Origin of the sequence: Promicromonospora sp. NPDC090134 (assembly GCF_044746965.1) — a bacterium.
GTDB lineage: Bacteria > Actinomycetota > Actinomycetes > Actinomycetales > Cellulomonadaceae > Promicromonospora.
On record NZ_JBIVCZ010000011.1, the window covers coordinates 1 to 23,947 of the forward strand.

18 protein-coding genes and 1 pseudogene are annotated in these 23,947 nt (G+C 72.0%); 12 read left to right on the forward strand and 7 right to left on the reverse strand.

Annotated features, from left to right (window positions below; all coding sequences use genetic code 11):
* Together manB and ACIPN7_RS24675 are read left to right on the forward strand one after the other, a co-directional pair.
* A pseudogene (gene manB / locus ACIPN7_RS24670) lies at nucleotides 1–155 on the forward strand (phosphomannomutase/phosphoglucomutase); the annotation flags it as partial.
* Nucleotides 152–352 carry a Trm112 family protein gene (locus ACIPN7_RS24675; protein WP_377227869.1) on the forward strand — a complete coding sequence of 67 codons (201 nt, stop codon included), beginning with the start codon at nucleotides 152–154 and terminating at the stop codon, nucleotides 350–352. The pseudogene manB and the gene ACIPN7_RS24675, both read left to right, overlap by 4 nt.
* A gap of 14 nt (nucleotides 353–366) precedes the next feature.
* Here the strand turns inward: ACIPN7_RS24675 and ACIPN7_RS24680 are convergent, their stop codons facing one another.
* Nucleotides 367–1,743, reverse strand: coding sequence for a SpoIID/LytB domain-containing protein (locus tag ACIPN7_RS24680; RefSeq protein WP_400548766.1), 1,377 nt, complete (start codon nucleotides 1,741–1,743; stop codon nucleotides 367–369).
* Nucleotides 1,744–1,888: 145 nt separating this feature from the next.
* Between ACIPN7_RS24680 and ACIPN7_RS24685 the strand changes: the two genes are divergently transcribed.
* The 5 genes from ACIPN7_RS24685 to ACIPN7_RS24705 all read left to right on the forward strand — a co-directional run bounded on the left by ACIPN7_RS24685 (nucleotide 1,889) and on the right by ACIPN7_RS24705 (nucleotide 8,791).
* Nucleotides 1,889–3,853 carry an N-acetylmuramoyl-L-alanine amidase gene (locus tag ACIPN7_RS24685; protein WP_400548769.1) on the forward strand — a complete coding sequence of 655 codons (1,965 nt, stop codon included), beginning with the start codon at nucleotides 1,889–1,891 and terminating at the stop codon, nucleotides 3,851–3,853.
* 83 nt (nucleotides 3,854–3,936) lie between these two features.
* Nucleotides 3,937–4,872 carry a hypothetical protein gene (locus ACIPN7_RS24690; protein WP_400548772.1) on the forward strand — a complete coding sequence of 312 codons (936 nt, stop codon included), beginning with the start codon at nucleotides 3,937–3,939 and terminating at the stop codon, nucleotides 4,870–4,872.
* 111 nt (nucleotides 4,873–4,983) lie between these two features.
* On the forward strand, nucleotides 4,984–6,321 hold the full coding sequence (locus tag ACIPN7_RS24695; RefSeq protein WP_400548775.1) for a polysaccharide pyruvyl transferase family protein: 1,338 nt from the start codon (nucleotides 4,984–4,986) through the stop codon (nucleotides 6,319–6,321).
* A gap of 105 nt (nucleotides 6,322–6,426) precedes the next feature.
* The gene (locus tag ACIPN7_RS24700; protein ID WP_400548778.1) at nucleotides 6,427–7,326 is read left to right on the forward strand and encodes a hypothetical protein; all 900 of its coding nucleotides are present in this window, start codon (nucleotides 6,427–6,429) and stop codon (nucleotides 7,324–7,326) included.
* Between the two features lie 82 nt (nucleotides 7,327–7,408).
* A complete protein-coding gene (locus ACIPN7_RS24705; protein ID WP_400548780.1) occupies nucleotides 7,409–8,791 on the forward strand; it encodes a polysaccharide pyruvyl transferase family protein in 1,383 nt (460 codons plus the stop codon).
* A 165-nt stretch (nucleotides 8,792–8,956) separates the two neighbouring features.
* Here ACIPN7_RS24705 and ACIPN7_RS24710 read toward each other — a convergent pair whose 3' ends face one another.
* Both ACIPN7_RS24710 and ACIPN7_RS24715 read right to left on the reverse strand, forming a co-directional pair.
* Nucleotides 8,957–10,867 (reverse strand): glycosyltransferase, encoded by a 1,911-nt coding sequence (locus tag ACIPN7_RS24710; protein ID WP_400548783.1) that lies wholly within the window; start codon nucleotides 10,865–10,867, stop codon nucleotides 8,957–8,959.
* 66 nt (nucleotides 10,868–10,933) lie between these two features.
* Nucleotides 10,934–12,955, reverse strand: a complete 2,022-nt coding sequence (locus ACIPN7_RS24715) for a polysaccharide pyruvyl transferase family protein (protein ID WP_400548786.1) — start codon at nucleotides 12,953–12,955, stop codon at nucleotides 10,934–10,936.
* 324 nt (nucleotides 12,956–13,279) lie between these two features.
* Between ACIPN7_RS24715 and ACIPN7_RS24720 the strand changes: the two genes are divergently transcribed.
* The 3 genes from ACIPN7_RS24720 to ACIPN7_RS24730 all read left to right on the forward strand — a co-directional run bounded on the left by ACIPN7_RS24720 (nucleotide 13,280) and on the right by ACIPN7_RS24730 (nucleotide 16,667).
* Nucleotides 13,280–14,524 (forward strand): cytidylyltransferase domain-containing protein, encoded by a 1,245-nt coding sequence (locus tag ACIPN7_RS24720; RefSeq protein ID WP_400548789.1) that lies wholly within the window; start codon nucleotides 13,280–13,282, stop codon nucleotides 14,522–14,524.
* 57 nt (nucleotides 14,525–14,581) lie between these two features.
* Nucleotides 14,582–15,475, forward strand: coding sequence for an N-acetylneuraminate synthase family protein (locus tag ACIPN7_RS24725; protein ID WP_036959513.1), 894 nt, complete (start codon nucleotides 14,582–14,584; stop codon nucleotides 15,473–15,475).
* 148 nt (nucleotides 15,476–15,623) lie between these two features.
* Nucleotides 15,624–16,667 (forward strand): glycosyltransferase family 2 protein, encoded by a 1,044-nt coding sequence (locus tag ACIPN7_RS24730; protein ID WP_400548792.1) that lies wholly within the window; start codon nucleotides 15,624–15,626, stop codon nucleotides 16,665–16,667.
* A gap of 102 nt (nucleotides 16,668–16,769) precedes the next feature.
* Here ACIPN7_RS24730 and ACIPN7_RS24735 read toward each other — a convergent pair whose 3' ends face one another.
* Both ACIPN7_RS24735 and ACIPN7_RS24740 read right to left on the reverse strand, forming a co-directional pair.
* On the reverse strand, nucleotides 16,770–17,993 hold the full coding sequence (locus tag ACIPN7_RS24735) for a DUF6716 putative glycosyltransferase (protein WP_400548795.1): 1,224 nt from the start codon (nucleotides 17,991–17,993) through the stop codon (nucleotides 16,770–16,772).
* Nucleotides 17,990–19,063 (reverse strand): hypothetical protein, encoded by a 1,074-nt coding sequence (locus ACIPN7_RS24740; RefSeq protein WP_400548798.1) that lies wholly within the window; start codon nucleotides 19,061–19,063, stop codon nucleotides 17,990–17,992. The genes ACIPN7_RS24735 and ACIPN7_RS24740 overlap by 4 nt, the downstream gene beginning before the upstream one ends.
* 164 nt (nucleotides 19,064–19,227) lie before the next feature.
* On the opposite strand from ACIPN7_RS24740, the gene ACIPN7_RS24745 reads away from it, so the two are divergent.
* Both ACIPN7_RS24745 and ACIPN7_RS24750 read left to right on the forward strand, forming a co-directional pair.
* A complete protein-coding gene (locus ACIPN7_RS24745) occupies nucleotides 19,228–20,223 on the forward strand; it encodes an ABC transporter permease (protein ID WP_400548801.1) in 996 nt (331 codons plus the stop codon).
* Nucleotides 20,216–21,223, forward strand: coding sequence for an ABC transporter ATP-binding protein (locus tag ACIPN7_RS24750; RefSeq protein ID WP_400548804.1), 1,008 nt, complete (start codon nucleotides 20,216–20,218; stop codon nucleotides 21,221–21,223). The genes ACIPN7_RS24745 and ACIPN7_RS24750 overlap by 8 nt, the downstream gene beginning before the upstream one ends.
* A 103-nt stretch (nucleotides 21,224–21,326) precedes the next feature.
* Here the strand turns inward: ACIPN7_RS24750 and cysC are convergent, their stop codons facing one another.
* Together cysC and ACIPN7_RS24760 are read right to left on the reverse strand one after the other, a co-directional pair.
* Nucleotides 21,327–22,664 (reverse strand): adenylyl-sulfate kinase, encoded by a 1,338-nt coding sequence (cysC, locus tag ACIPN7_RS24755; RefSeq protein WP_400548807.1) that lies wholly within the window; start codon nucleotides 22,662–22,664, stop codon nucleotides 21,327–21,329.
* Nucleotides 22,661–23,710 carry a sulfite exporter TauE/SafE family protein gene (locus ACIPN7_RS24760; RefSeq protein ID WP_400548810.1) on the reverse strand — a complete coding sequence of 350 codons (1,050 nt, stop codon included), beginning with the start codon at nucleotides 23,708–23,710 and terminating at the stop codon, nucleotides 22,661–22,663. Before ACIPN7_RS24760 ends, cysC begins: the two co-directional genes overlap by 4 nt.
* Nucleotides 23,711–23,947: the final 237 nt, after the last annotated feature.

Sequence of the window (23,947 nt, forward strand, 5' to 3'; positions counted from 1 at the left end):
GGTGGTTCAACCTGCGGGCGTCCAACACCGAGCCGCTGCTGCGGCTGAACGTCGAGGCCGCCGACCAGGACATCATGGAGAAGGTGCGCGACGACGTCCTGTCGCTCGTGCGTGATCCGGCCGACGAGCCGGCCGAGGGAGAAGAGGCACCGTGAGCACTGCCAAGACCGAGGCGCTGGAGCCGTGGGTGCGCGAGATCCTGCGCTGCCCCGTGACCGGGGCGACCCTGACGGACGGCGTCGGGCCCGGCGGCGAGCCGGAGCTGCACTCGACCGATCCCGAGCGGCCGCTGGCCTACCCGGTGCGCGACGGCATCCCGGTGCTGCTGGAGTCGGACGCCCGCCCGCTCTGAGCGGACGGGCGGGCTCAGCCCGGCTGGATGCTCGTGAACCAGGACGACGGGACGTTGCCCGCCGAGGTCTTCGCGCCCACGCGTGACCGGATCTGGTCGGCCTTGCCCGCGATGCTCCGGGTGGCGCCGCTCGGCGACGTGGCCACGAGCCGCTTGACCTGGCCGCTCGAGTACCGGTCCGTCACCTTGATCGACCTGACCCGGTCGAGGCCGAAGAGCTGCTGCGCCCTGGCCTGGCTGAGCGTCCGCTCCCAGCGCACCATGCCGTTGCCGGGCGCGGCCTTCGAGTACGGGTCCGACTCGGACCGCTCGTAGGGCACGGCCGACGACCACACGTCCTCGGACCGAGCGCTCCGCCAGCCGTACCGGGAGCTCCCGCCGCTCGACGAGTAGTAGTGGGCGGCCACGGGCCTGCCGCCGTAGGTCAGCACGCTCGCCCGGCTGAGCGTGCGGGCAGTGGAGCTGACGGCCTTGCGCCAGTACACGCTGCCCTCGCCCGAGGCCTTCTTCCACCCGGAGAACTGCTGGTCCCGGATGTCGTCCACGACGTGGCAGCGGCAGACCGCCTTGCGCTGCGCCGTCTCCAGCACCGCGTACGACCGGGCGACGACGGCCTGCGCGCGCAGCGCCTGCTGACCCCCGGCGGAGCCCCACGAGGAGGGCATCTCGGCCACGCCGTACAGGTAGTCGGTGTTCAGCCGCAGCCGGTTGACGACGTTCGGCACCCCCTGCGAGGCACTGAGCAGGAGCCGCCCGGACCGGTACGAGCCGTGCGCGCCCTTGACGCTCGCCGTCGCGGGGCTCGCGCCGGGCCTGTAGGAGGGCGTCCCGGCCCACTGGAGCGTGAGCTCGTCGTGCCGGTGCAGCCTGCCGTCCGGGGTGCGCACCAGCACGTCGCCCTTGGCCGTCGACACGTTCAGCGTGCCCGCCGGGCCGAAGGCCACGGTCCGCTCGCCCACGCGCAGCCGCCATCCGCCGCCGCGCACCGTGACCTTGGTCGGGCCCGAGTCGCCGTAGCTCGCGTACGAGTACGGGTCTGGCCCGTAGACCTGGACGTCGATCAGGGTCTTGGTGTTGACCCGCTTGGCCGCCGTGCCCTGGTAGTAGTGCGCGAGGATGCCGGCGGCGGAGTGCCCGCGCCGGGACATCTCGTAGGCGCCGTACTGCGCCATCCCCACACCGTGGCCGAAGCCCGAGCCCTCGATGACGAACCGGTCGGGCACCGCCGCGCTCGCGGTGCCCGGGGCCGCGACGAGCGACGCCGCCGCGAGGACGAGGGGGAGCAGGAGGTGGCGCCAGCGGTGCGGGCGGGGCCGCCCGGGCTGGCGTTCGCGTCCGCCGCGCGGGGCGGGGGAGGGGACGGGTCGTTCGGCGCCGGCTCGTGTGCTCATGGTGATCTCTCCTCACTGCACTCTGCATCACGGCCCGCCGCTCGGCACCCGGGGTCACCCGGAGGTCACCCGCTCCCTCACCCGAAACGGGTGATTAATACCAACATGGGTGCGGTGTCGCCCACCGGTGCCTACGGTCGGGGCCATGAAGCCACTCGTGCGGCGAACGACCACGACATCCCTGGTACTCGTGCTCTCCGCCGGTGGCGTGCTGCTGCCGGCCGTCGAGCTGCCCCTCCCGGAGGCCTCGGCCGTGACACCCGAGCTCGACGAGGTCCGCCTGCCCGGCGTCGACCCCGCGGCGCGGCGCGACCCGAGCGCCCTGCGCGCGGCGCAGGGGCACGACGAGGCCCACGCGGACGCCCCCGCGGACACGAAGGCCGACGGCGGGGCGGGCACACCGGACGGTACGCGGTCCGCCGACGCGCAGGCGGCGCCCGGCCGGCTCGCAGCGCTGAGCCCCCGCACCGAGACCCTGGAGTTCCTCGTCGCCGGCGTCACCTGGGACGCCGGCACGGACGAGGAGGTGACCGAGGTCGCCCTGCGCGTCCGGGAGGACGACGCCTGGGGCGCCTGGCAGTCGGTCGGCGTCGAGGAGGTCGGCGCCGACGGCGCGGGGGTCCCCGGCGGCCGGGCCGGGACCGAGCCGTTCCTCTCCGCCGGCGCCGACGCCGTGCAGGCCCGCGTACGGACGGTGAGCGGGCGGACGCCGTCCGGCCTGCGCGTCGACGTCGTGGACCCGGGTGCGACGGCCGCCGACGCGAACGCGGGGGCGACGGCGCAGCCGGCGGGCTCGGCGAACGCTGCGACCGGAGACGAGATCCGGCCGGCGCTGGTGCCGCGCGGCGGCTGGGGCGCCGACGAGTCGCTGGGCGAGGTGTGGCCCGAGGTGTCGGGCCGCCTGGACGCGATGTACGTGCACCACACGGCGGGCACCAACTCCTACAGCCGGAGCCAGTCGGCGGCGATCGTCCGCGGCATCTACGCCTACCACACGCAGTCCCGGGACTGGCCGGACATCGGTTACCAGTTCCTCGTCGACCGGTACGGGACGGTCTTCGTCGGGCGCCGGGAGGCGGCGACGGACAACCCGATCGGCGCGCAGGCCGGGGGCTTCAACACCGGCACCATCGGCATCTCGGCGATGGGCAGCTTCGACTCGGTGTCGCCGACGTCGTCCCTGCTGCGCAGCCTGGAGCGCCTGCTCGCGTGGAAGGCGTACCGCTACCACATGCCCGTGACCGGGACCGTGGGCCTGCCGAACGGCGGGAGCTCGGGGTCCGGCACGCGCAGCGACCCGGGCGACGTGGTGCGGGTGCCCCGCATCCTCGGCCACCGCACCACGAACTGGACCGCGTGCCCCGGTACCCACCTGGCCGAACGGCTCCCGGCGATCCGCCGGGCGGTGAACGCGATGAAGAACGCCGCGCTCGACCGGTACGGCACCGTGCGCTTCACGACCGGCACGATCACGGCCCGGGCCGCGAAGGGGAACCAGTACCCGATCCAGTGGCCGGCCCGCACGCGGTTCCGCTGGGCCGCCGAACCGGGGGCGGTGCGCTACCAGGTGCTGGAGCGGTACGCGAGCTACCGGTCGCCCATGCCGAACGAGCGCTACTGGCGCCGGATCGTCACGGTGTCGGGCACCTCGGCCAACCTGTACGCCGCCGAGGGGCTGTCGGTGCAGTACGCCGTGCGGGCGGTCGACCGCAACGGCCGGCTCGGCCCGATCTCGCACCTCGTGCGGACCACCCGCCCCGTGGCGTTCGCCTCGATGGCCCGCACCACGGGCACCTGGGCCCTGGTGCGCAACGGCGCCTACTTCCGGGACCGGGCCTGGTCCACCGTGCACGCCGACAGCCGGCTCGTGGTGTCCGACGTCGAGCGCGTGACGCAGGTGCGGGTCATGACCGCGACGGCGCCGGGGCGCGGGCGGGTGGCCGTGTACGTGGGGTCGACCCGCGTGGGCGTGCTCGACACCGACCGGCCGAGCGCGGCGCAGCGGGTCCTCACCGTCCGCCTCCCGCGGACGATGTCGGGGCGGGTGACGCTGCGCACGCTCGACGACGCCCGGGTGCGGGTCAGCGGGGTGGCGTTCGTGCGGTGGTGAGCCTCCCCCGAAGCACTTCACGGAGGGGGTAGGGACCGCCTGTATCCTCGTGGGCGTTCATCCGCCCCGAAAGGTTGGTTCCCGTGAAGCACCTCGTCCTGCACGTCGGCGCGCACAAGACCGGCACGACGCTCGTGCAGAAGGCCCTCCGTGCGAACCGTGAGGCCTTCGCGGCGCGTGGTTACGACGTACTCATCCGCAACGAGTACGAGAACCTCACCGAGGGTTACCACTCCCGGTGGCGCCGGCAGGGCGGCAGCCTCCGCAACGTGACCCGGGCCTTCGAGATGGTCCGGAACGCGGCGACGCAGGACAGCCTGATCATCTCGCACGAGGACCTCCTGGCCTCGGTGCACTCGTTCCGGACCGGCCCGCTGTACGCGCCCGCCGGCGACGTGCTGGGGATCGCCCAGGAGGTGCTGCGACCGGAGCGCACCACGGTGCTGCTGTACGTGCGCCGCCAGGACCGGTTCGTCGAGAGCTCCTACCTCCAGACCGTGCGTGTGGGCTCGACCCAGTCGTTCGAGGAGTTCATGAAGCCCGTGACCTCGGACAACCTGCGGTGGGACACCCTGGTCGAGACGATCAAGGGGGCCGTCCCCGCGGACGCCGAGGTGCGGGTCAACTACTTCGAGGGCATCAAGGAGCTGCACTCGCGGCCGTTCGTCCGCGAGTTCTACCAGCAGACCGGTGCGGGGGTGACGCCCTCGTTCTCCTTCAACACGGAGGCCGTCAACCGCGGGTACTCTGACGCGGCACTGAAGCTCGCGCTCGTCGGCAACGGCGAGCTCGACGCGGAGGACCGCCGTAAGCTCCGCCTGTTCCTCGACGCCAACTTCTCCAACGTGACGCACCCGTCGCCGCTGCTCCTGACGCCGGAGCAGCGCGAGCAGATGCTGACCGAGCTCGCGCCGTCCAACAAGGCGCTGCACGAGATGGTGACACCCGGTATCTCACAGGCCGCGGCGGACCTCGCGGTGAACAAGGGCGAGTCGCCGTACCTCCGCGGCGGGAAGTGACCCGAACCGCGACATGACGTTCCGTCGCCCAGGGGGGCGGCGGGCTTGGCAGATCTGACCACAGTGATCAAGGATGGTTCCCGTGCATTCCAAGACCCGGCGCGTGACACGATGAAGCGACTTCGACTGTTCCATTTCGACATCAAGACGTACGGCAACTACGGGGACACCCTGCTGTTCGAGACCGTGCGCGAGCTCTTCGAGGGCTTCGCGGGCGGGGACGCCTTCGAGATCGTCCAGAGCCGACAGCTGCGCGACCCCGTGACCCCGCGTCTGGTCGACTTCATCAACGAGAACGTCGACGCCGTCGTCGTCGGCGGTGGTGGCCTGTTCCTCAGCGACACGAACCCGAACCAGCGCTCCGGCTGGCAGTGGAACATCTCGCTGGACCTGCTGCGCCGCATCGAGAAGCCGCTCATCATCTTCGCGGTGGGCAACAACCGCTTCATCGACCAGCCGGACTTCGAGGACCCGTTCCGCGAGCACGTCAACCTGACGCTCGAGAAGTCGGTGTTCTTCGGTCTGCGCAACCACGGCTCGGTGGAGACCATCAAGCCCTACATCAAGGAGTCGAACCGGGACCGGGTCACGTACCAGCCGTGCCCGACGACGCTCTCGTCGTTCCTGTACCCGGACCTGTTCCGCGACGAGATCCCGCACGAGCGCCGCATCTCGGCCGAGTCGATCGTGGGCAAGCGCCAGGCGCGCGCCGGGTTCGACGCCGACAAGATCTACGCCGACCAGGTGGACGTGCTGGCCAAGCTCTCCGGCGAGGGCTGGCGCATCGAGAGCGTGCCGCACGCTCGTGCCGACATGGGCTTCCACGACCGGCTCACCGAGCGCGGCATCGTGGACAGCGAGCACGTGCTGTGGGGCAACCGGGACGTGCTGTACCAGGGCATCGAGTACTTCGCCGGCCTGCCGATGATCCTGGGTACGCGCGGCCACGCGCAGATGGTGCCGTTCGGCATGGGCGCGATCCCGCTGTCCCTGTACGTGCACCACAAGATCCGCTACTTCGCGACCGACATCGGCCACGCGGACTGGGCGATCGACCCGCGCGCGGACGGCTTCCAGGACACCCTGTACCGCACCATCAACGAGGCCTACGAGCGTCAGCCGGAGCTGCGCAAGGAGCTGGCGGACGTCCGCCAGGGCTTCTTCGACACGTCGATGGACAACCTCTCGACGATCTACAGGAACCTCACGGGCGAGACGGTCACGCCGTCGTTCCGCGCGCTGACGCCGCAGGAGCGCCGCACCGCGGCCCGGGCGTACGACTCGTCCATGCGGTTCGACAAGCTCGAGCAGGACAACGGCCGGCTCAAGCGCGAGCTGAACAAGGCCCGCAAGGACCTCGAGGCCGTGGGCGGTCCCCGCAAGCAGCTCGTCCCGGACGGGCTGCGCCGGCGCCTGCGCCCGCTGCGCAAGCGCCTCATGGGCGGCTGACCGGCCGATCCGACCGGCGACGCCGGGGTGGTCCTGGACCACCCCGGCGTTTTCGCTGTCCGGAGCCGGATGGCGCCGCGGCCGCCCGCGCGTAGTCTCGGTGCGATGAAGCACCTCGTGCTCCACGCGGGCGCCGCCAAGACCGGCAGCACGCTCGTGCAGAAGGCCCTCAACGCCAACCGGGAGAAGCTCGGGGCGAAGGGTTACGCGGTCCTGGTCCGGCACGACTACGAGACCGCCACCGGCGGGGCGCACGCGCGGTGGCGCCGCAGGGGCGCCGGGATCGAGAACGTCGCCCTCGGCTTCGCGCGGCTGCGGGACCAGCTCGAGCACGAGAGCCTCGTGCTCTCGCACGAGGACCTGTTCGCGACGGTGCAGTCCTTCCGCAGGGGGCCGGTCTACCGGTCCGCGGGCGACGTGCTCCGCCTCGCCGTCAAGGAGCTGCGCCCCGAGCGGATCACGGTCCTGTTCTACGTCCGCCGGCAGGACCGGTTCGTGGAGAGCGCCTACCTGCAGACCGTCCGCATGGGCTCCACCCTCACGTTCGAGGAGTTCATGGAGCCGGTCGCCGACGAGTACCTGCGCTGGGACGTGCTCGTCGACCAGATGCGGGCGGCGCTGCCCGACGGCGCGGACCTGCGGGTCAAGTACTTCGAGACCATCAAGACCCTGGGGTCGCGCGGCTTCGTGCGGGACTTCTTCGCGGCGACCGGCGCGGGCGTGCCGCCGACGTTCTCGTTCAACACCGAGAGCGTCAACCGGGGCTACTCGGACGTGGCGCTGCAGATCGCGCTCCTCGGCAACGGCCTGCTGGAGAAGCAGGACACGCAGGAGCTCCGCCACTTCCTGGACGCGCACTTCTCCAACCTCACGCACCCACCGCCCCGGCTCCTGACCCCGGAGCGACGGGCCGGGCTGCTCGCCACGCTCGCGCGGTCGAACGAGGCCCTGCACCGGGGGATCGGCGCGGACGGCACGTCGCCGTACCTGCCCGGCGCCTCGTGACGCCGTCGCGGTCCCCGCGCAGGTCGGGCGGCCCACGGTTATATTCCCCTCAGAGGGGGCAGCCGCGCGATGTGAGGGGACCATGCGACGTCTACGCCTTCTGCACCTCGATCTCAAGACCGTCTACAGCTACGGCGACCAGCTGCTCTTCGAGCTCGTCCGCCAGACCTTCAACTCCTGGGGCGGCGGTGAGCAGTTCGAGCTCACGAGCAGCAGCCCGTTCCGCGAGCGGGCGACCACCGCGTTCGTGGACGACATCAACGAGCACTTCGACGGCGTGGTCATCGGCGGCGGGGGCATCTTCCCGCGGCGCACCAACGCCACACCCGCCTCGGGCTGGCAGTGGGACATCACCACGGAGCTCCTGGCGCGGCTGAGGAAGCCGATCATCGTGTTCGGCGCGGGCAACCCGGCCCCGTTCGACCCGGAGCGGTACAACGAGGTGTTCCGCAGGCACGTCAACCGGACGATGGCGCAGAGCGTCTTCTTCGGGCTGCGCTCGACCGGCGCCGTCGAGGACATGCGCGACTGGCTGGAGGCGCCGGAGGACGCCCCGCAGCTCACCCTGCAGCCGTGCCCGACGACGATCGCGCGCGTGCTGCTGCCGCGCATCGCGAGCGAGCCCCCCGACGACGACGTGCGGCGGATCGGCATCCAGGTGGGCCTCGAGGCGGCGCACGTGAACTCGGGTCTCGAGCCCGACGCGATCTTCCCGCGGCTGCGCGACCTCGTCCTGGCGCTCCAGGAGGACGGCTGGTCCGTCGAGTTCCTGGGCCACAAGCGCGCGGACATGAAGTTCTTCCAGGAGTACGGCGCCGAGCTCGGGCTGGTGGGGCACCGGCTGTTCGGGAGCACCCGCGTGCTGTTCGAGGGCGTTCGCACCTACGCGCACCTGCCGGTGGTGCTCGGGGCGCGCGGTCACTCGCAGATGATCCCGTTCGGCCTGAACAACATCCCGCTCTCGCTGAGCACCAACAACAAGATCAAGTACTTCGCCCACGAGATCGGCCACCCCGAGTTCCTGGTCGACCCGTGGCGGAGCGACTTCGCGACCGACGCGTTCGCGCGCATCGACGAGGCCGACCGGAAGCGCGCGGTGCTGCGCGCGGAGCTCGCGGCCACCCAGCAGCGGTTCGTCGACACGACCCGGCACAACCTGTCGGTCATCTACGAGCGCCTCACCGGGGAGCGGGTCGACGCCGACCTCGTGCCCTATCGCGAGCGGGAGCTCAGCCTCGCGCAGGCCTGCTACGACGCCGACTTCGAGCGGCGTCGGCTGGCGGAGGCCGCCCGCGACGCGCAGGCCGGGGCGCAGGAGCAGGTGGGCGGCGCGGCCGCCGCGCGCACCGCGAAGCCCGCCCGCGCGGCGGCACAGGTGGTCCCGGGCAAGACCGGGTCGCTGGCCACCGTCCGGCGGATCGTGCGGGCCGGACGCCGCAGGGTCCGGCGCGTGCTCAGCCGGTAGCAGGAAACCCGTAGCACGAAGCCCGTGGGGCGGGAACCGTCCGGTTCCCGCCCCACGGGCTGTGTGGTGCTCGGGTCAGGCTCTGTTTGTCGTCGCCTGAGCCTGCGGCTCCGCTCCGGGCGAGTGCCTCGTTCCTCGGCTCTCACCCTGCGCTGCGCCTCCGGCTCAGGCGAGCTTCTTCTTGATGGAGCGCGCCTGCGCCAGCATCATGTCCTTCATCACGCTGCGGCGCGGGTCGAGGGCGTACGCCTGCTTGAGCACGCGCGCGCAGTCGTCGTGCCGGCCCAGCCGGCGGTACGCCTTGGCCAGCTCGCGCAGCTCGCCCGACGTCGGCTGACGCTCCGCGATGACGCCCTCGAGCAGGCGCACCGCCTCGTTCGCCTTGTTGGTCCGGTTGGCGAGCTGGGCCTGCCGGAACGGGCTGCTGCTGCCGGCCTCCGGCGGCTTGCCGCCGGCCGCGGTGTGGCGCAGCTCGCGCACCAGCTCGTTCTTCTCCCAGTCGGAGAGGTAGTCGAGCCAGGCGTAGTCGAGCTGGTCGTACCGCTCGCCCTTCGACGTCGGCTCCCACGGCTTGCGGCCCACGTAGTGGAGAACCTTGACGTCCTCCTCGTTGAACACCTGCGGGTGGTGGGAGTAGATGCGCTTGGTGGTGTTGTACTCCAGCGGCAGCTTGCGCCAGTCCGAGAAGAACTGGTTGAGGAAGCCCTGGTCGCCACCGTCGTACGACGTCGTGTGGCTGAGCTGCGACATCATCTTCTCGAACATGCCGTGCGACGGGTTCACGGCGAAGACGCCCGAGTTGAACACGTTGCCGTCGGGCAGGTCCAGGCCGGCGTCGGGCACGGCGGCGAAGTCGTCGCCCTCGAACAGCTCGTCCAGGCTGCCCTTCACGACGGTGTCGCTGTCGAGGTAGACGACGCGGTCGAAGAAGTCGAGCCGGAACACGTGCAGCTTCGTGTACGTCATCGCGAAGCGCGCCTGGATCTTGTTGCCGCCCGAGTTCATCGGGTTGCGGATGCCCGGGACCTGGATGGTCCGGATGTCGCTCGCGGCCAGCGCGCTGCGGTCGGCGTCGGGCGTGACGAGCGCGATGAGCGGGACGTCCGAGTGCTCGCGCAGCGAGTTCGCGAGGGCCCGCGCGCCGTGGTGGTACGAGCCGGAGACCACGGTGACGTACGCGCACTTGCGACCGTCGATCTCCTTCCACAGCGGACCGCCGACGGCGGGGACGATCACGGAGGTGTCCTCGCCGACCTCGGGGAGCTCGAGGTCCACCGTGTCCTTGGACACGGCGAGCGACGGCACCGCCTCGGGGGTCAGGTGCGGGCGCTCCGTCAGTTCGTCGGCCGGGGGCACGAACAGGTGCAGCGTGTCCGACTGGCTCACCGAACGGATGGTCGCGTCCGGGAACTCGGCGAGGCAGGAGCGCAGGAACGCGAGGTCGGAGTCCAGGCCGTGGGCCGACTCGTAGCCCGGGGTGAGGTCCTTGTCCTTGAGCGCGGACTCCGCCGCCTGCGTGACCGTGTAGCCGTAGCGGCTGTCCTTGGACTCGTAGAGGTCGACGCCCGCGAGGTAGATCTCGCGGAAGCCGACGCCGAGGCCGAACGCCAGGGCCTGCATGCCCGTGGTGGGCAGGCCCGGCCGGCTCATGAAGGCGCGGGCGAGGCGGGGGTGCCGCGCCGGCATGGACCAGGAGTCGAGCTCCTCGACGCCGGCGAGCGGGTCCAGGCCGTACTTGTCTCCGTCGCGGTTCGCGGCGTGGCGCATCGGGCTGAGGATCCGGCGGACGTCGTAGCGTCCCGAGCGGACCTCGTCCTGCAGCAGCTTCTCCAGCTTCTCGTTCGGGATGGCGCTGAAGTACGCGTCGACCCGGTCACCGAAGTGGTAGTTGCTCTCCAGGAAGAACCAGTTCATCCGGAAGACGACCACGTCCGCCGGGATCCGGTGATAGGGAGGCATGGCCGACGACGGCCCGTTGCCGACGATCAGCAGGGGCCTGTCGATCAGGTCGGCGAACGATGCGATCTCCGCGTCGCCCGGTTCACGGCCGAGCGGCACGCTCCGCATGGTGGGCATCGAGATAACTCCCTTTCGGTGTACTGAGACCGGTTGAGTCTAACGGCGATGTGGTGACACGAGAGGTCAAGCCTTGGCGACGTCCGCGGCCGCGGCGCGGACGTGCGGGAGCAGCACCTGCTGGCGGTCGGCGACGTCGGCCCGGTACTCGTCCTCCCGGGCCAGCACGTCGAGGGTCCGCTCCGCGAGCCGGGCACCGAGGTCGGCGTCGGCCACGTCGTAGCCCCAGTCCGGGCGCTCGACGTCTTCCAGGAAGTACCGCATCTTCGGGTGCGACACGATGCTCAGGACGGGGGTGCCCAGGCCGAACGGGATCATCGTCGCGTGGCCGCGCATGCCGATCACGAGCGACGCCTGCCGGTAGACGGCGAGCGCGTCCGCCTGGTCCATGTAGTGCAGCTCGTCCACGGGCAGCACCAGGTCGTGCGCCGCCTCCAGGTCCTTCGCCAGCTTCAGGTCGCCGCGGGTGTGCGCGGCGATCCGGACCTCCGCGCCGCCCTTGCCCGCCTTCTCCGCGAGCTCGACGATCTGCTCGAGGAAGTCCCCGTACCCGGCGCCGAAGCGCCGCTCGCTGCGGTCGAAGGCCGCGTTGACCAAGACCGTGCCGGAGCCGGAGCGCCCGGCGGGCAGGTCGGGGCGGATGTGCTCGAGCACGGTGGTCGGGCAGGGCACGAAGCGCACCTTGTCGTGCAGCTCGGCGGGCAGCAGGTCGCGCACGCGCTCCATCGAGCCGGTGTTGCGCAGGCCCAGGAACTCGGCCTTGCGCGTGAACTCGATCAGGCTGCGGCGGAACAGGTCGCCCTTGAACCGCTGCCCGGTGAAGAGGTTGAAGCCGACGGCGAAGGCGTAGACGGGCACCGTCAGCGCGTCGAGCGAGGCGGGCGGCACGTTCCACTGCCAGCCGCTGTTCGAGTTGGGCGAGGTGTCCGGGAGGAAGAGGCCGCCGCCGCCCACGACGAGCGCGCGCTGGGCGTTCGCGATCCGGACGAACTCGTCGTCGAACACCTGGTGCGCGTGGAACGACGTCCACTCGGTGGGGCCGGCGGGCTCCGTGACCGCGTCCCGGACGGCGTCCGGCAGCACGATGTCGCCGAAGTTCTCCCCGCGGTCCACGTAGAACGCGACGTGGCCCATGCCGCCCGTGGGGGCGTCCGCCTCCGCCGGGGTCACCGGGTTCTCGGACCGGGCGAGCACGGTCCGCACCGACGAGCGCGGCATGTCGTGGCGGATCGCCTTGCGGGCCAGGGTGTGCGCCGACTCGTCGTCGTGCATGATCCAGGCCACCTGCGCCGCGCGGGCCGAGCCGAGGCCGGGGCTGGCGATCCGGAAGGCCCGGCGCGCCGCGTCGTACCGGCTGAGCGCCGACAGCGTGGTGCCCAGGGCGACGAGGTACCGCTCGGTGACCATGCCGTACTGGCGGAACGTGCCCTGCAGCAGGTGCAGCGCGCCGGCGTGGTCGCCGTCGGCCGCGATGTACTCGGCGTTCTCGACGGCGACGTCGAGCAGGTCGGGCCGCGCCTCCAGCACCGTCATGCGGCCGGCGTCGGCGAACGCGTCCAGGAGGTCGCCCAGCGGTCCCTCGACGCCGTGGGTCAGGCACGCGACGAGGTAGCGGCCGAAGGCGGCGTCGGCGGCCCTGCGGTTCGCGAGGGAGACCGACGCCGCGAGCTCGCGCAGGTCGGCGAGGTCCGCCGGGCCGTCGTCGGTGCGCATCCCCGCCCGGAAGTCCACGAACTGCTGCATGTCCTCGACGGCGCGCTTCGCGTTGGCGTGGCGCCGGGCCACCGAGCCGGTGCCCTTGGAGGCGTCGTAGAAGTGCTGCTCCGCGGACTCGGCGTCGCCGCCGAGGAGGGAGACGATGCCCGCGAGGCGGAGGGTCTCGGCGTCGGGCGCACCGGTCCGCAGCAGCCGGGTCAGCGTGGCCGCGGCGGGCAGGTCCCCGCGGTCGATCGCCTTGCTCGCGCCGGCGAGCAGCGCCGCGTGCACCTCGGGGACGTGCTTCCAGGCGATCACGCCCCGCGCGAGCGCGCGCGTGGTGGCCGCGTCGAGCTTCGGCCGGGAGCCCGTGGCCCGCTGCAGAGCGCGCATCACCTCGGCGGTACGCTGCGCGTTCTCACGCCGCTTGGTCCGGGAAACGGCTCGAGGCACGTCGCCGTCGTGCGGGGAGTTCGCCATGCGACCTTCGGTTCCGGGCACTCGAGCTGTCTCCGTTCTCGGCACGGTCGCGCCGGCTTCTGGGGCGCCGCATACCGTTTCGTGGGGATTCTTCTGGGGGACCGGCGGCTGTCGCCGCGCAACGGCAGGATCCCACATCCTGCCCGGCGCCGGGGGCGGGCCCGTGTGCGTCGGACGGCGCGGGTCACGCTACTGTGGACGGCGTACCCGTCCAGTCCCGATCCGAGAGTGCCACGTATGTCAGTACCCGGTGAAACCCCGTCCGCCGTAGTCGTCATCCCGGCCCGGGGAGGTTCGCAGGGTGTACCCCTGAAGAACCTCGCGCGGGTGGACGGGATCACGCTCGTCGGACGTGCCGTCCAGGCGTCCCTCGCCGCCCCCTCGGTGGCCGAGGTCATCGTCTCGACCGACCACGACGAGATCGCCGCCGAGGCACGGCTGCACGGCGCGCGCGTGGTGGTCCGCCCCGCCGAGATCGCCGGCAGCACGGCGTCGTCCGAGTCGGCCCTGCTGCACGTGCTCGACCGCGTCGAGGCCGGGGACGGCGGCCTGCCCGCCCAGGAGATCCCGCCCGTCACCGTCCTGGTGCAGTGCACCTCGCCGTTCATCGACCCCGAGGACCTGGACACTGCCATCCGCCGCGTCACGCGCGGGGAGAAGGACGTCGTGGTCGCGGTCTCCGAGACGCACGACTTCCAGTGGCGCATCGACGACGGCGTCGCGACGCCCGTGGGCCACACCACCGACTTCCGCCCGCGCCGGCAGGACCGCGCCCCGCACTTCCGCGAGACCGGTGCGTTCTACGTGATGCGCACGGACGGGTTCCGTGAAAGCGGCCGCCGCTTCTTCGGCGACGTCGGCATCCAGCCGCTGGCGCCCGAGTGGTCCATCGAGATCGACGAGCCCCGCGACCTCTGGCTCGCTCGCCAGCTCGTCGACCAGGAGAGCGACGCCGCGCCGGTGCCGCTCGACGTCGACGCGCTCGTCACCGACTTCGACGGCGTGCACACCGACGACCACGCCTACGTGGACCAGGACGGCACCGAGCAGGTGCGCGTGAGCCGCGGCGACGGCATGGGCGTGTCCCGCCTCCGCCGGACCGGCCTGCCGTTCCTCATCCTCTCGACCGAGACCAACAAGGTGGTCGCGTCCCGCGCCGACAAGCTGAAGGTGCAGGTCATGCACGGTGTCGAGGACAAGGCCACCGCCCTGCGGGCGTGGATCGCCGAGCAGGACCTCGACCCGGCACGGGTCGCGTACGTCGGGAACGACGTGAACGACCTGGCCGCCATGGCCGTCGTCGGGTGGCCCGTCGCGGTCGCCGACGCGCGTCCCGAGGTCAAGGCGCAGGCCCGGCTGGTGCTGTCCCGCGAGGGCGGGAACGGTGCGATCCGTGAGATCTGTGACCGTATACTCGCTGCGCGTCCGGGTGAAGTCACCGCCGGTTCGGCAGCCACCCAGACCCCCGTCGTCACCGGTTAGTCCCGACGACACGTAACAGCACTACCCTGTGCTCGACCCTTTCGGAAGGACCTTCTTATGAGCGCGACGAACGCGCAGCCCGCGCCGGTCACTATCGGCGACCTGCAGGTCGGCGCCGACCAGCCCGTGTACGTGATCGGTGAGATCGGCATCAACCACAACGGTGACGTCGAGATCGCCAAGAAGCTGATCGATGTCGCGGTCGAGGCCGGATGCCAGGCCGTGAAGTTCCAGAAGCGCACTCCGGAGATCAGCACGCCGAAGGACCAGCGTGACAAGATCCGTCAGACGCCCTGGGGCGAGATGACGTACCTCGAGTACAAGTACAAGGTCGAGTTCGAGGAGCCCGAGTACACGGAGATCGACGCGTACGCCAAGGAGAAGGGCGTCCAGTGGTTCGCCTCTCCGTGGGACGCCCCCTCGGTGGACTTCCTGGAGAAGATGGGCGTGCCGACCCACAAGGTCGCCTCCGCCTCGGTCACCGACCACGAGATGCTTCGCGCGCTCGCCGCGACCGGCAAGCCGATCATCCTGTCGACCGGCATGTCGACGCTGGAGCAGATCGACGCCGCCGTGGAGATCCTGGACACGAGCAAGCTCGTGATCCTGCACGCCACGTCGACCTACCCGCTTCCCCCCGAGGAGGCGAACCTGCGCACCATCACGACGCTGCAGGAGCGCTACGGCGTGCCCGTCGGCTACTCGGGCCACGAGACCGGCCTGCAGATCTCCCTCGCCGCCGTGGCGCTGGGCGCCGTGGCCGTCGAGCGCCACATCACGCTCGACCGCGCCATGTGGGGCTCGGACCACGCCTCCTCGCTCGAGCCCAAGGGCCTCGAGAACCTGGTGCGCGACATCCGCATCCTCGAGAAGGCGCTCGGCGACGGCCAGAAGCGCGTCATGCCCGGCGAGTTCTCGCCGATGTCGCGCCTGCGTCGCGTCGACGCCTGACGTCTGACGCCGCAGACCGCACCACTGCTTGAGTCGTCGGAGGCGGGCACCGCACGCGCGGCGCCCGCCTCCGATGTTTCCGATTACTGACAGAACACGAGATCGTGGACCCATGGGTCCCGCCAGCGCGTCAACGAGAGGAGGCCTCGTGCCCGAGCGGGTAGAGGCGGCGAGCATGCCGTTGGTGACGGTGGTCGCCGTCGTACGTGACGAGGAGCCCTACCTCGAGGCGATGGTGCGCTCGATCCTGGGCCAGGACTACCCGCACCCGCTGCACATGGTGCTCGCGGTGGGGCCGTCCAAGGACCGGACCCGCGAGATCGCGGACAAGCTCGCCGTCGAGACCGGACGCGTCACCGTGGTGGACAACCCGACGGGCTCCAAGCCGCTCGGCCTGAACGCAGGCCTGGAGCGCATGCCCGAGGGACACTCGATCTTCGTGCGGGTGGACGGCCACACGGTGGCCGAGCCCACGTACGTGCGCCGCGCCGTGGAGGCCCTCCAGGCCGCCGGTGCGGACGGCGTCGGCGGGCGGATGCTTCCCGTCGGCGACACCCCGGTGCAGAAGGCCGTCGCACGCGCGATGAGCCACCCGGCGGGCCTGGGCGCCGCGTCCTTCCACACGGGCGGCGTCGCCGGCCCGGCCGAGACGGTCTACCTGGGCACGTTCCGGCGCGAGGCGCTGGAGCGCGTGGGCGGGTACTCGCCCGTGTACGTGCGGGCCCAGGACTGGGAGCTGTGCCTGCGCCTGCGGACCAGCGGCAGCCTGCTGTGGTTCGACCCGTCGCTCGTGGTCGAGTACAAGCCGCGCCGCAGCCTGGGCGCCGTCGCCACGCAGTTCTGGCGCACCGGCATGTGGCGCCGCGAGGTGGTGCGCCGCAACCCCGGCACCGCGAACCTGCGCTACCTCGCCCCGCCGACCGCCCTCGTCGTGATGGGCGTGTCCCTGCTGGTGGCGATCGGTGGCGCCGTCGCGGGCTCGCTGCCCGTGACGCTGGTGGGCCTCGTGCCGCCGGCCGCCTACCTCCTGGGCGTGCTGGGGGCTTCCGTGCACGCGGCGACGCGCCGCCCGCGGCTGGACCTGCGCTCGGCGCTGGCCCTGCCGGCGACCCTCGTGACCATGCACATGGCGTGGGGCGCCGGGTTCCTGCGCGGGCTCACGGAGCGCGTGCGGGTCGACGACGGCGTCTGACGCCGCGAGGTAGAACCCGGGCGAAGTGGAACCAGGGCGAAGTAGAACCGCAGGTGTGCTGCAGTTCTACCTCGCCCCGGTTCTACCTCGGCGAAGTGGGGGTCAGGCCTTCTTGTCCAGGAACAGCAGCCGCACCGGACGGGTCGTCAGCCGGATCGTGTCGTAGACGAACTTGGGCAGGTACATCTGCAGGGCCATCCGCAGGTAGCGGGCGCGCAGCCACGGCTTGACCTCGGCCAGCTCGGTGAGCGTCCCGGCCTCGCGGCGCGCGGCCAGCTCCCGGACCGTCGCCGGCAGCTCCGAGTCGGTGGCGTGCAGGTAGTTGTCCTCGAGCCACGCGGTGTCGGGCTGCGGCCCGCCGGCGCGGAACGCCTCGGCGGCGTCGGCCACCGGCATGACGCAGCCGCTGCCGGCGAACGGCGCGTTGAGCAGCTCGGGGGTCACGCCGAAGTCGTCGATGATGACGGTCGACAGGCCGAGGGCCAGCGACTCCATCGCGGCGGTCGAGCTGACGGTCATCAGCGCGGAGCCGGCCTGCAGCCACTCCGCCATCGGGCCGTCGACGAACCGCAGCGCGTCGCTGCGGTGCCCGAGGCGCTCGTGCTCGGTGTCCCACAGCTCGTCGTAGGGGAACGCCTCGTTGTGCGTCTGCCGCTCGCCCTTGCGGGCGCGCAGCTTCACGATGACCTCGAAGTCGTCCTCGGCGAGCTTCGCCAGGCGGTCCAGGAGGGTGACGCGGTCGGGCCGGTTGTCCGGCACCTTGGCCTGCGCGGCGAACACGACGCGCTTGACCGGCTCGGCACCCAGGCCCGTGGTCATGTGCTCGAGGAACGGCAGGTGGGCCAGCGGCACCTCGGGCGTGACCCCGTGCGCGGCGAAGGCCTCGTGGTAGGCGTCGACCTCGAGGCGGCTGTGCACCACGAACGCGTCGCACCAGCGACGCCAGCCCGTGCCCTCGGGCGTGGCGGGCAGCGCCATGCCGGGCAGGCCGGTGATCAGGGCGGGGCGGCGCTTGCCCGCCGCGGCGACGACGGCGCGCGCCACGACCTCGGCGACGGGTCCGGTGGCGGCGATGAGCACGACGTCGGGGGTGTTGTCCCGGATCTGCGCGGCGAGGTCCCGGACGGGCAGGACGGCGGGCCGGACCACCGAGGACCCGGCGACGGCGGCGGCGATCTGACTGGTGGTCGGTGCGATCGGCGTCTTGACGATCACGGCCGAGCGGTCGAGCCCGCTCTCGTCGGCCGGGCCGAGCCTGTCGAGCGTCGCGCATGCCCACTTCAGATACGAGTCGCTGTCCGCGACCGCGAGCACGCGGATGGTCATTCGTTCGCCTCCGGGGAGTCGGTTTCCGAAGCGTCGTCGGCTGCGGCCCGGGCTTGCCGGGCGAGCTCGACGACGCTGGTCAGGTGTGCTCGTTGTTCGGCCGTGGCGCGCGCGGTCCACCAGTCGGCGGGCACGTCGAGCGCGGTGACGGGTACACCGAGCGGTGAAATGATAGTGGTCAACAGGATGGTCGATGTCGACGGCAGGCTCAGCACGCGCTGGCCCGCCCGCAGGCCCCGCAGCCGGATCTCGACGGGGGCCCCGGGCACGTCGACGGTCACGCCGTCGATCTCGGCCAGGGTGGCGAGCAGCTCCGGCGTCTGGCGGCGGTGCGGCACGTAGCGCAGCGCGCTCTCCTTGGCCAGCGACCGGATCCAGTCGACGTACCGGTGCGGGTCGATCAGCTTGTCCGCGGCCATCGCCGACCCGACGACGATCGTGGGCTCCGGCATGGCGTCGTCGGCGGGCTGCGCGGTGAGCCAGCCGAACTGGTTGTGCCGCACGTCGAAGCCCTGGGCCCGCAGGCCCGCGGACAGCTCGGGGGTGAGCGGCATGGCGGTGAAGATCGTGACGCGTCCGTCGGCGGCGAGCGACCGCAGGCGGCCGGCGGCGACAGCGCCGAGCCGGCGTCGAGGGGCCCGCGCGGGCCGGCCGATCCGGACCAGCGGGTCGCGGCGCACCAGGAGGCGGCACAGCTCGAGGGTCGCCAGGCCGTCGTCGACCAGGACCATCCGCTCCGGGCGCCGCAGCGGCGCGGTGGCCTGGAACAGGCCGGAGAAGGCGTCGCCCACGAGCCAGACGGGCTCCCGCGCGGTCAGGGCGCTGCGGCGGCCCGCCAGGTCGAAGGTCAGTCCGCCGGGGAGGCTGAGCTCGCGCACCGCGGACAGGGCGTCGCCGAGGGCGGGGACGTCGTCGCGCACGTGCACGTGCGTCTCGGTACCGCCGTACCCGGCGGCGTGCGCTTCGACCGTGCAGAGCAGCTGCAGCGGCGACTCGACCAGGGCGCCGGCGACACGCGGGAACGCGGTGCCCGGGTCGGTCGTTCGAGGAGCGGGACGGGGGTGCTGCACGCGTGGCAGTCTCTCACGGGACGCGTCCGCCGAGGTCCGGCGGGCGTGGTTCCGTGCGGTCCTCCGTTAATCCCGACCACACTGCTAGGGTTCGTGACCCGCTAGGATCGAACGGCCGGATCGTCACCGGCAGTGCCCCCGACCAGACAGGTATTTCCCAGACCGTGAGCACACCTACTACCGACGCGGCAGCGCCAGCAAAGCCTGCCGCCAGCGGTGATGCTAAGAAGCCACCGCCGCCGCTCGTCCCCGGCACGACGTCTGCCGAGCGGCTCGCTCTCGCGAAGAAGTACGGGCTGCGCCCCCTGAACGTCCGCCCGCCGCTGGGCGAGTACATCCGCGACCTGACCGGACGCTGGGCCTTCATCCGCGTCCTGGCCACGTCGACGGCGTACGCCAAGAACCAGAACAACTACCTGGGCCAGCTCTGGGCAGTGCTCAACCCCATCCTCAACGCGACCGTGTACGTGCTGATCTTCGGCATCCTGCTCGGGCTCAACCGCGGGGTGGACAACTCGATCGCCTTCATCGTGATCGGCGTCTTCATGTACCGCTTCATCGAGTCGTCGGTGACCGGTGGGGCCAAGTCGATCAGCGGCAAGACCCAGCTGTTGCGCTCCCTGCACTTCCCGCGGGCGGTGCTGCCGATGTCGACGGTGCTGTCGCTGCTCACCACCCTGCTGCCGGCGATCGTGGTCATGTGCATCGTGACGCTGCTCAGCGGGCTGCTGCCCGGCTACGAGATGATCTACGTGACCTGGTGGTGGCTCCTGCTGCCCGCCGCCATCGCGCTGATGTGGATCTTCAACACCGGGCTGGCGTTCTTCATGGCCCGCTATGTGGCCACGACGCCGGACATCGAGAACGTCCTGCCGTTCGTCATGCGCGTGGTGATGTACGCCTCCGGCGTCATCTTCCCGCTCGCCGACTACGTCGCGCGGATGGAGATCCCCGAGACGTCCAAGGCGATCGTCGGCGGCATCCTGGAGTACCAGCCGGTCGCGGTGTACCTGTACCTGGTGCGCTCCGTGCTGATGCAGGAGGAGCAGTTCCCGCCCAGCGGCCTCATGTGGGCGCTCGGCGGCGTGTGGGCCGTCGTGTTCTTCGTGGCCGGTTTCATCGTGTTCTGGCGCGGCGAGGAGAGGTACGGACGTGACTGAGGCCGACGAGCACATGGACTTCGACCTCGAGGTCGAGCCCGAGGACGCCGGGCAGGAGGCGCTGGAGACCGACCTGGGCGACCCGTGCCTCGTGGTGGACGACCTGCACGTCGTGTACCGCGTCATCGGCGGCCGGGCCCGCAAGGAGGCCGAGAAGGGCGGGGCCGAGATCCGCGAGATCAAGGTCAAGGTGCCCTTCCACAAGCGGCTGCTCCAGGCCGGACGCCGGCACGTCGGCGCGGTGAGCGAGGTGCACGCCGTGCGCGGGGTCTCCTTCACGGTGCGGCACGGCGAGTCCGTCGGGATCGTCGGCGTCAACGGCTCGGGCAAGAGCACGATGCTCCGGGCGATCGCCGGCCTCATGCCTCCCAAGAAGGGCAGCGTGCACGTCTCCGGCGAGCCGTCGCTGCTCGGCGTGAACGCGGCGCTCATGCCGCAGCTCTCGGGCGAGCGGAACATCATGATCGGCGGCCTCGCGCTCGGGCTCACGCCCAAGCAGGTCGACGAGAAGTTCGACGAGGTGGTGGAGTTCGCCGGCATCGGCGACTTCGTCTACCTGCCGATGCGGACCTACTCGTCCGGCATGGGCGCGCGCCTGCGGTTCGCGATCTCGTCGGCCGCGTCGCCGGACATCCTGATGATCGACGAGGCCCTCGCCACCGGCGACGCGGCCTTCAAGGAGCGCAGCAAGTCGCGCATCGAGGAGGTCCGCGCCAACGCGGGCACCGTCTTCCTGGTGAGCCACTCGATCTCGACGATCGAGGCCATGTGCACGCGCGTGCTGTGGATGCACCAGGGGCAGCTCGTCATGGACGGTCCCGTGCACGAGGTTGCCGAGGCGTACAAGAACTTCGTGCGCGCGCAGCGTCCCGGCATGGGTCCGGCGCGCCGGCGGGCGCTGCAGCGCAAGCGCGCGGCGGAAGAGGCCGCGCGGAAGAAGGCGGAAGAGGCCGAGCTGAAGAAGGTCGAGGCCAAGAAGGCCGCGGAGGCCACGGCCTGACGCGTCGGCCGGGCCCGGTGGGCCCTGGCGCGTGATCGGTAGAAGGTCAGGTGATCGGCAGCTCGGGCTGCCGATCACCTGACCTTTTGCCGACCACCCCGGGTCAGCGGGGGGTCTCCAGCACCGCCAGCAGGTGGCGGCGGACCTGCTCCACAGCCTCCGGGACCGGGACGTCGGTCGTGTCGACGACGAGGTCGGCGTCGCCGGGCTCCTCGTAGGGCGACGAGATGCCCGTGAACTCGGCGATCTCGCCGGCGCGGGCCCGGGCGTAGAAGCCCTTGCGGTCGCGGGCCTCGCACACCTCCAGCGGCGTGCTCACGTGCACCAGGACGAAGTGCGCCCCGGCCTCCTCGGCCATGGCCCGCACCCGCGCCCGTCCGGCGGCGAAGGGCGCGATCGGCGCGGCGACGGCGATGCCGCCGTGCCGGGCCACGAGCGCCGCCACGTACCCGATGCGCTCCACGTTGGTCTCGCGGGACGCGCGGTCGAACCCGAGCCCCTTCGACAGGTGCTGGCGCACCTCGTCGCCGTCGAGCAGCGTGGTGCCCAGGCCGTCGTCCTCCAGCTCGGCCGCCAGGGCGCGCGCCACCGTCGACTTGCCCGAACCCGACAGGCCCGTGAAGAACACGACGGCGCCGCGGCGGTGGGCCCCGCTCGCGGCGCGGGTCAGCTCGGCCGCCGAGGCCGGCGGGTACAGCACGCGGACCGCCTCGTCCCGGACGCCGGGCAGGGCCGCCACGCGCTCGGCCGTGGCCGGCGAGCGGTGCGCGGCCAGCCGCTCGACGCGGGCCGCGCCGTAGGCGGCGGCGACGTCGTCCAGCGACGCGTCGCCCCGCCCGGACCACGGCACGACGACGGTGGCCACCCGCGCGCCGGTGCGCTCGGCCAGGGTGCCGGCCAGGCCCTGGGCCGCCCGCACGAGTCCCGGGGCGCCGACGACGCCGGGCCCGGGGGAGCGCCGCGCGACCGGCACGAGCAGCAGCACGGAGCCGGAGGGGGTGCCGGTGCCGCCGCCGGAGGCGAGCGCCACCGCGGCGTCGGACTCCTCGCGGGTCGGCACCTCGGTGATGAGCAGGCCGAGGGCGGCGCCCGGGCCGTCGCCGAGTCCCGCCCGCACCTCGCGGGCCGGACGGCGCACGGCGGCGTCCCACTGCGGCCCGATCGCCGCGGCGAGGGGCTTGAGCGGCTCGACCGCCGGCCCCTCGCCGGGCCGGGCCGTGAGGCGGGCCAGCGGCGTGTTCTCGGCGTCGGTCAGCAGGGTGTCGGCCGGCAGGGTGCCCGCCGGCAGGGTGCCCGCCGGGACGTCGCCGTCCGGCGCGTCGTCCGCCGGGTCGGGCCGCAAGGCCGCCACGAGGGCCGACGGCGGGAGCGCGCCGCCGAGGGTGAGCTCGAGGACGTCCAGCTCGTCGTCGGACAGGACGCGGGCGGGGGAGTCGGTCATCGGTGCGGGCTCGTCTCTGCCGGGTCTTCGGCGGTCTCGGGTTCGGGTTCGGGGCCGGCCGGGGACCCGGCGGCAGGTTCGGCTGCTTCCGCCGGCGGACCGACCGGGTCCTGGTCCCGGGCCTCGTCCGTCGAGTCTGCTACGGACGCGGGCTGGGTGGCGCCGAACCGGCGCCTGACCCAGAACCACACCAGGTTGCCGACCACGAGCGCCGCCCCGGCCGCGCCCAGCACCACCGGCAGGCTCGCGCCGAGCAGCTTGAGCGCGGACGCGAGCAGCAGGATCGCCAGGGCGCGGCGGATGATGCCGCCGGGTGCGCGGGACGACACGTGGGCGCCGAACCAGGCCCCGGGGATCGCCCCGATGAGCAGGGACGTGGTCAGCCCGAGCGAGAAGTCGCCGTACAGGACGTGGCCCAGCGACGCCGCGGCCACGAGCGGCACGGCCTGGACCAGGTCGGTGCCCACGAGCTGGGACGCCTTGAGTGCCGGGTAGAGCAGCAGGAGCACCACGATGACCACGGAGCCGGCGCCGACCGACGTCATGCCCACGAGGAGCCCGGCGACGGCGCCGAGGATCACGGTGGGCACGGGCCGGACCACGAGCTCGCGCGGCGCGGACGCCGGCGTCGGACCCTCGCCGAGCGCCGAGCGGCTGCGCACCATCTGCAGCACGGCGCGCACCACGAGACCGCCGGACGCGATGAGCAGGGCGACCCCGAGCACGGTCTGGAGCGCGGTGTCGAGGGAGTCGCCGAACGGGATCGCCTTGATGAGCAGGGCGCCGGAGAACGCGGCCGGCACCGAGCCGACGCACAGCCACAGCACGAGCCGCAGGTGCACCGTCCGGCGCCGCAGGTGCACGATCGCGCCCGCGGGCTTCATGAAGAGGCTGGCGACCACGTCGCTGGAGACCGCCACGAGCGGGTCGACGCGGAAGACGAAGATCAGCATCGGCGTCATGAGGGCGCCGCCGCCCATCCCGGTCAGGCCGACGACGAAGCCGACGGCGAGGCCGCCCAGGACCAGGGGAAGGTCGACGCTCATCCGGCGCGGACCTCGGGCTGGGCGACGATCGTCAGTTTCCCGATCAAACTCATCGGAATAGTAGTCATTAGCGCTCCCTGCTGCCGGTAGTGATGCTTACTGGTCCACTGGCACTGGATCGCATGCCGGAATGGTAGCCTCGGCGCGTCCGCCGGACTGCACCTGTGGCACCTTGGCCCCCCTGTCGAGCGTCGCGTCAGGACGGCCGGATCTGCCGGAAGCCGTCCACCCTGGAGA

What these genes read in the sequence shown, in the direction of transcription:
- ACIPN7_RS24735 (WP_400548795.1), bottom strand. Translation starts at nt 17,993, where the DNA reads ATGACCATCCGCGTGCTCGCGGTCGCGGACAGCGACTCGTATCTGAAG.
- ACIPN7_RS24715 (WP_400548786.1), bottom strand. Translation starts at nt 12,955, where the DNA reads ATGCGCGCTCTGCAGCGGGCCACGGGCTCCCGGCCGAAGCTCGACGCG.
- ACIPN7_RS24725 (WP_036959513.1), top strand. Translation starts at nt 14,582, where the DNA reads ATGAGCGCGACGAACGCGCAGCCCGCGCCGGTCACTATCGGCGACCTG.
- ACIPN7_RS24685 (WP_400548769.1), top strand. Translation starts at nt 1,889, where the DNA reads ATGAAGCCACTCGTGCGGCGAACGACCACGACATCCCTGGTACTCGTG.
- ACIPN7_RS24680 (WP_400548766.1), bottom strand. Translation starts at nt 1,743, where the DNA reads ATGAGCACACGAGCCGGCGCCGAACGACCCGTCCCCTCCCCCGCCCCG.
- ACIPN7_RS24695 (WP_400548775.1), top strand. Translation starts at nt 4,984, where the DNA reads ATGAAGCGACTTCGACTGTTCCATTTCGACATCAAGACGTACGGCAAC.
- ACIPN7_RS24720 (WP_400548789.1), top strand. Translation starts at nt 13,280, where the DNA reads ATGTCAGTACCCGGTGAAACCCCGTCCGCCGTAGTCGTCATCCCGGCC.
- ACIPN7_RS24705 (WP_400548780.1), top strand. Translation starts at nt 7,409, where the DNA reads ATGCGACGTCTACGCCTTCTGCACCTCGATCTCAAGACCGTCTACAGC.
- ACIPN7_RS24760 (WP_400548810.1), bottom strand. Translation starts at nt 23,710, where the DNA reads ATGAGCGTCGACCTTCCCCTGGTCCTGGGCGGCCTCGCCGTCGGCTTC.
- cysC (WP_400548807.1), bottom strand. Translation starts at nt 22,664, where the DNA reads ATGACCGACTCCCCCGCCCGCGTCCTGTCCGACGACGAGCTGGACGTC.
- ACIPN7_RS24700 (WP_400548778.1), top strand. Translation starts at nt 6,427, where the DNA reads ATGAAGCACCTCGTGCTCCACGCGGGCGCCGCCAAGACCGGCAGCACG.
- ACIPN7_RS24710 (WP_400548783.1), bottom strand. Translation starts at nt 10,867, where the DNA reads ATGCCCACCATGCGGAGCGTGCCGCTCGGCCGTGAACCGGGCGACGCG.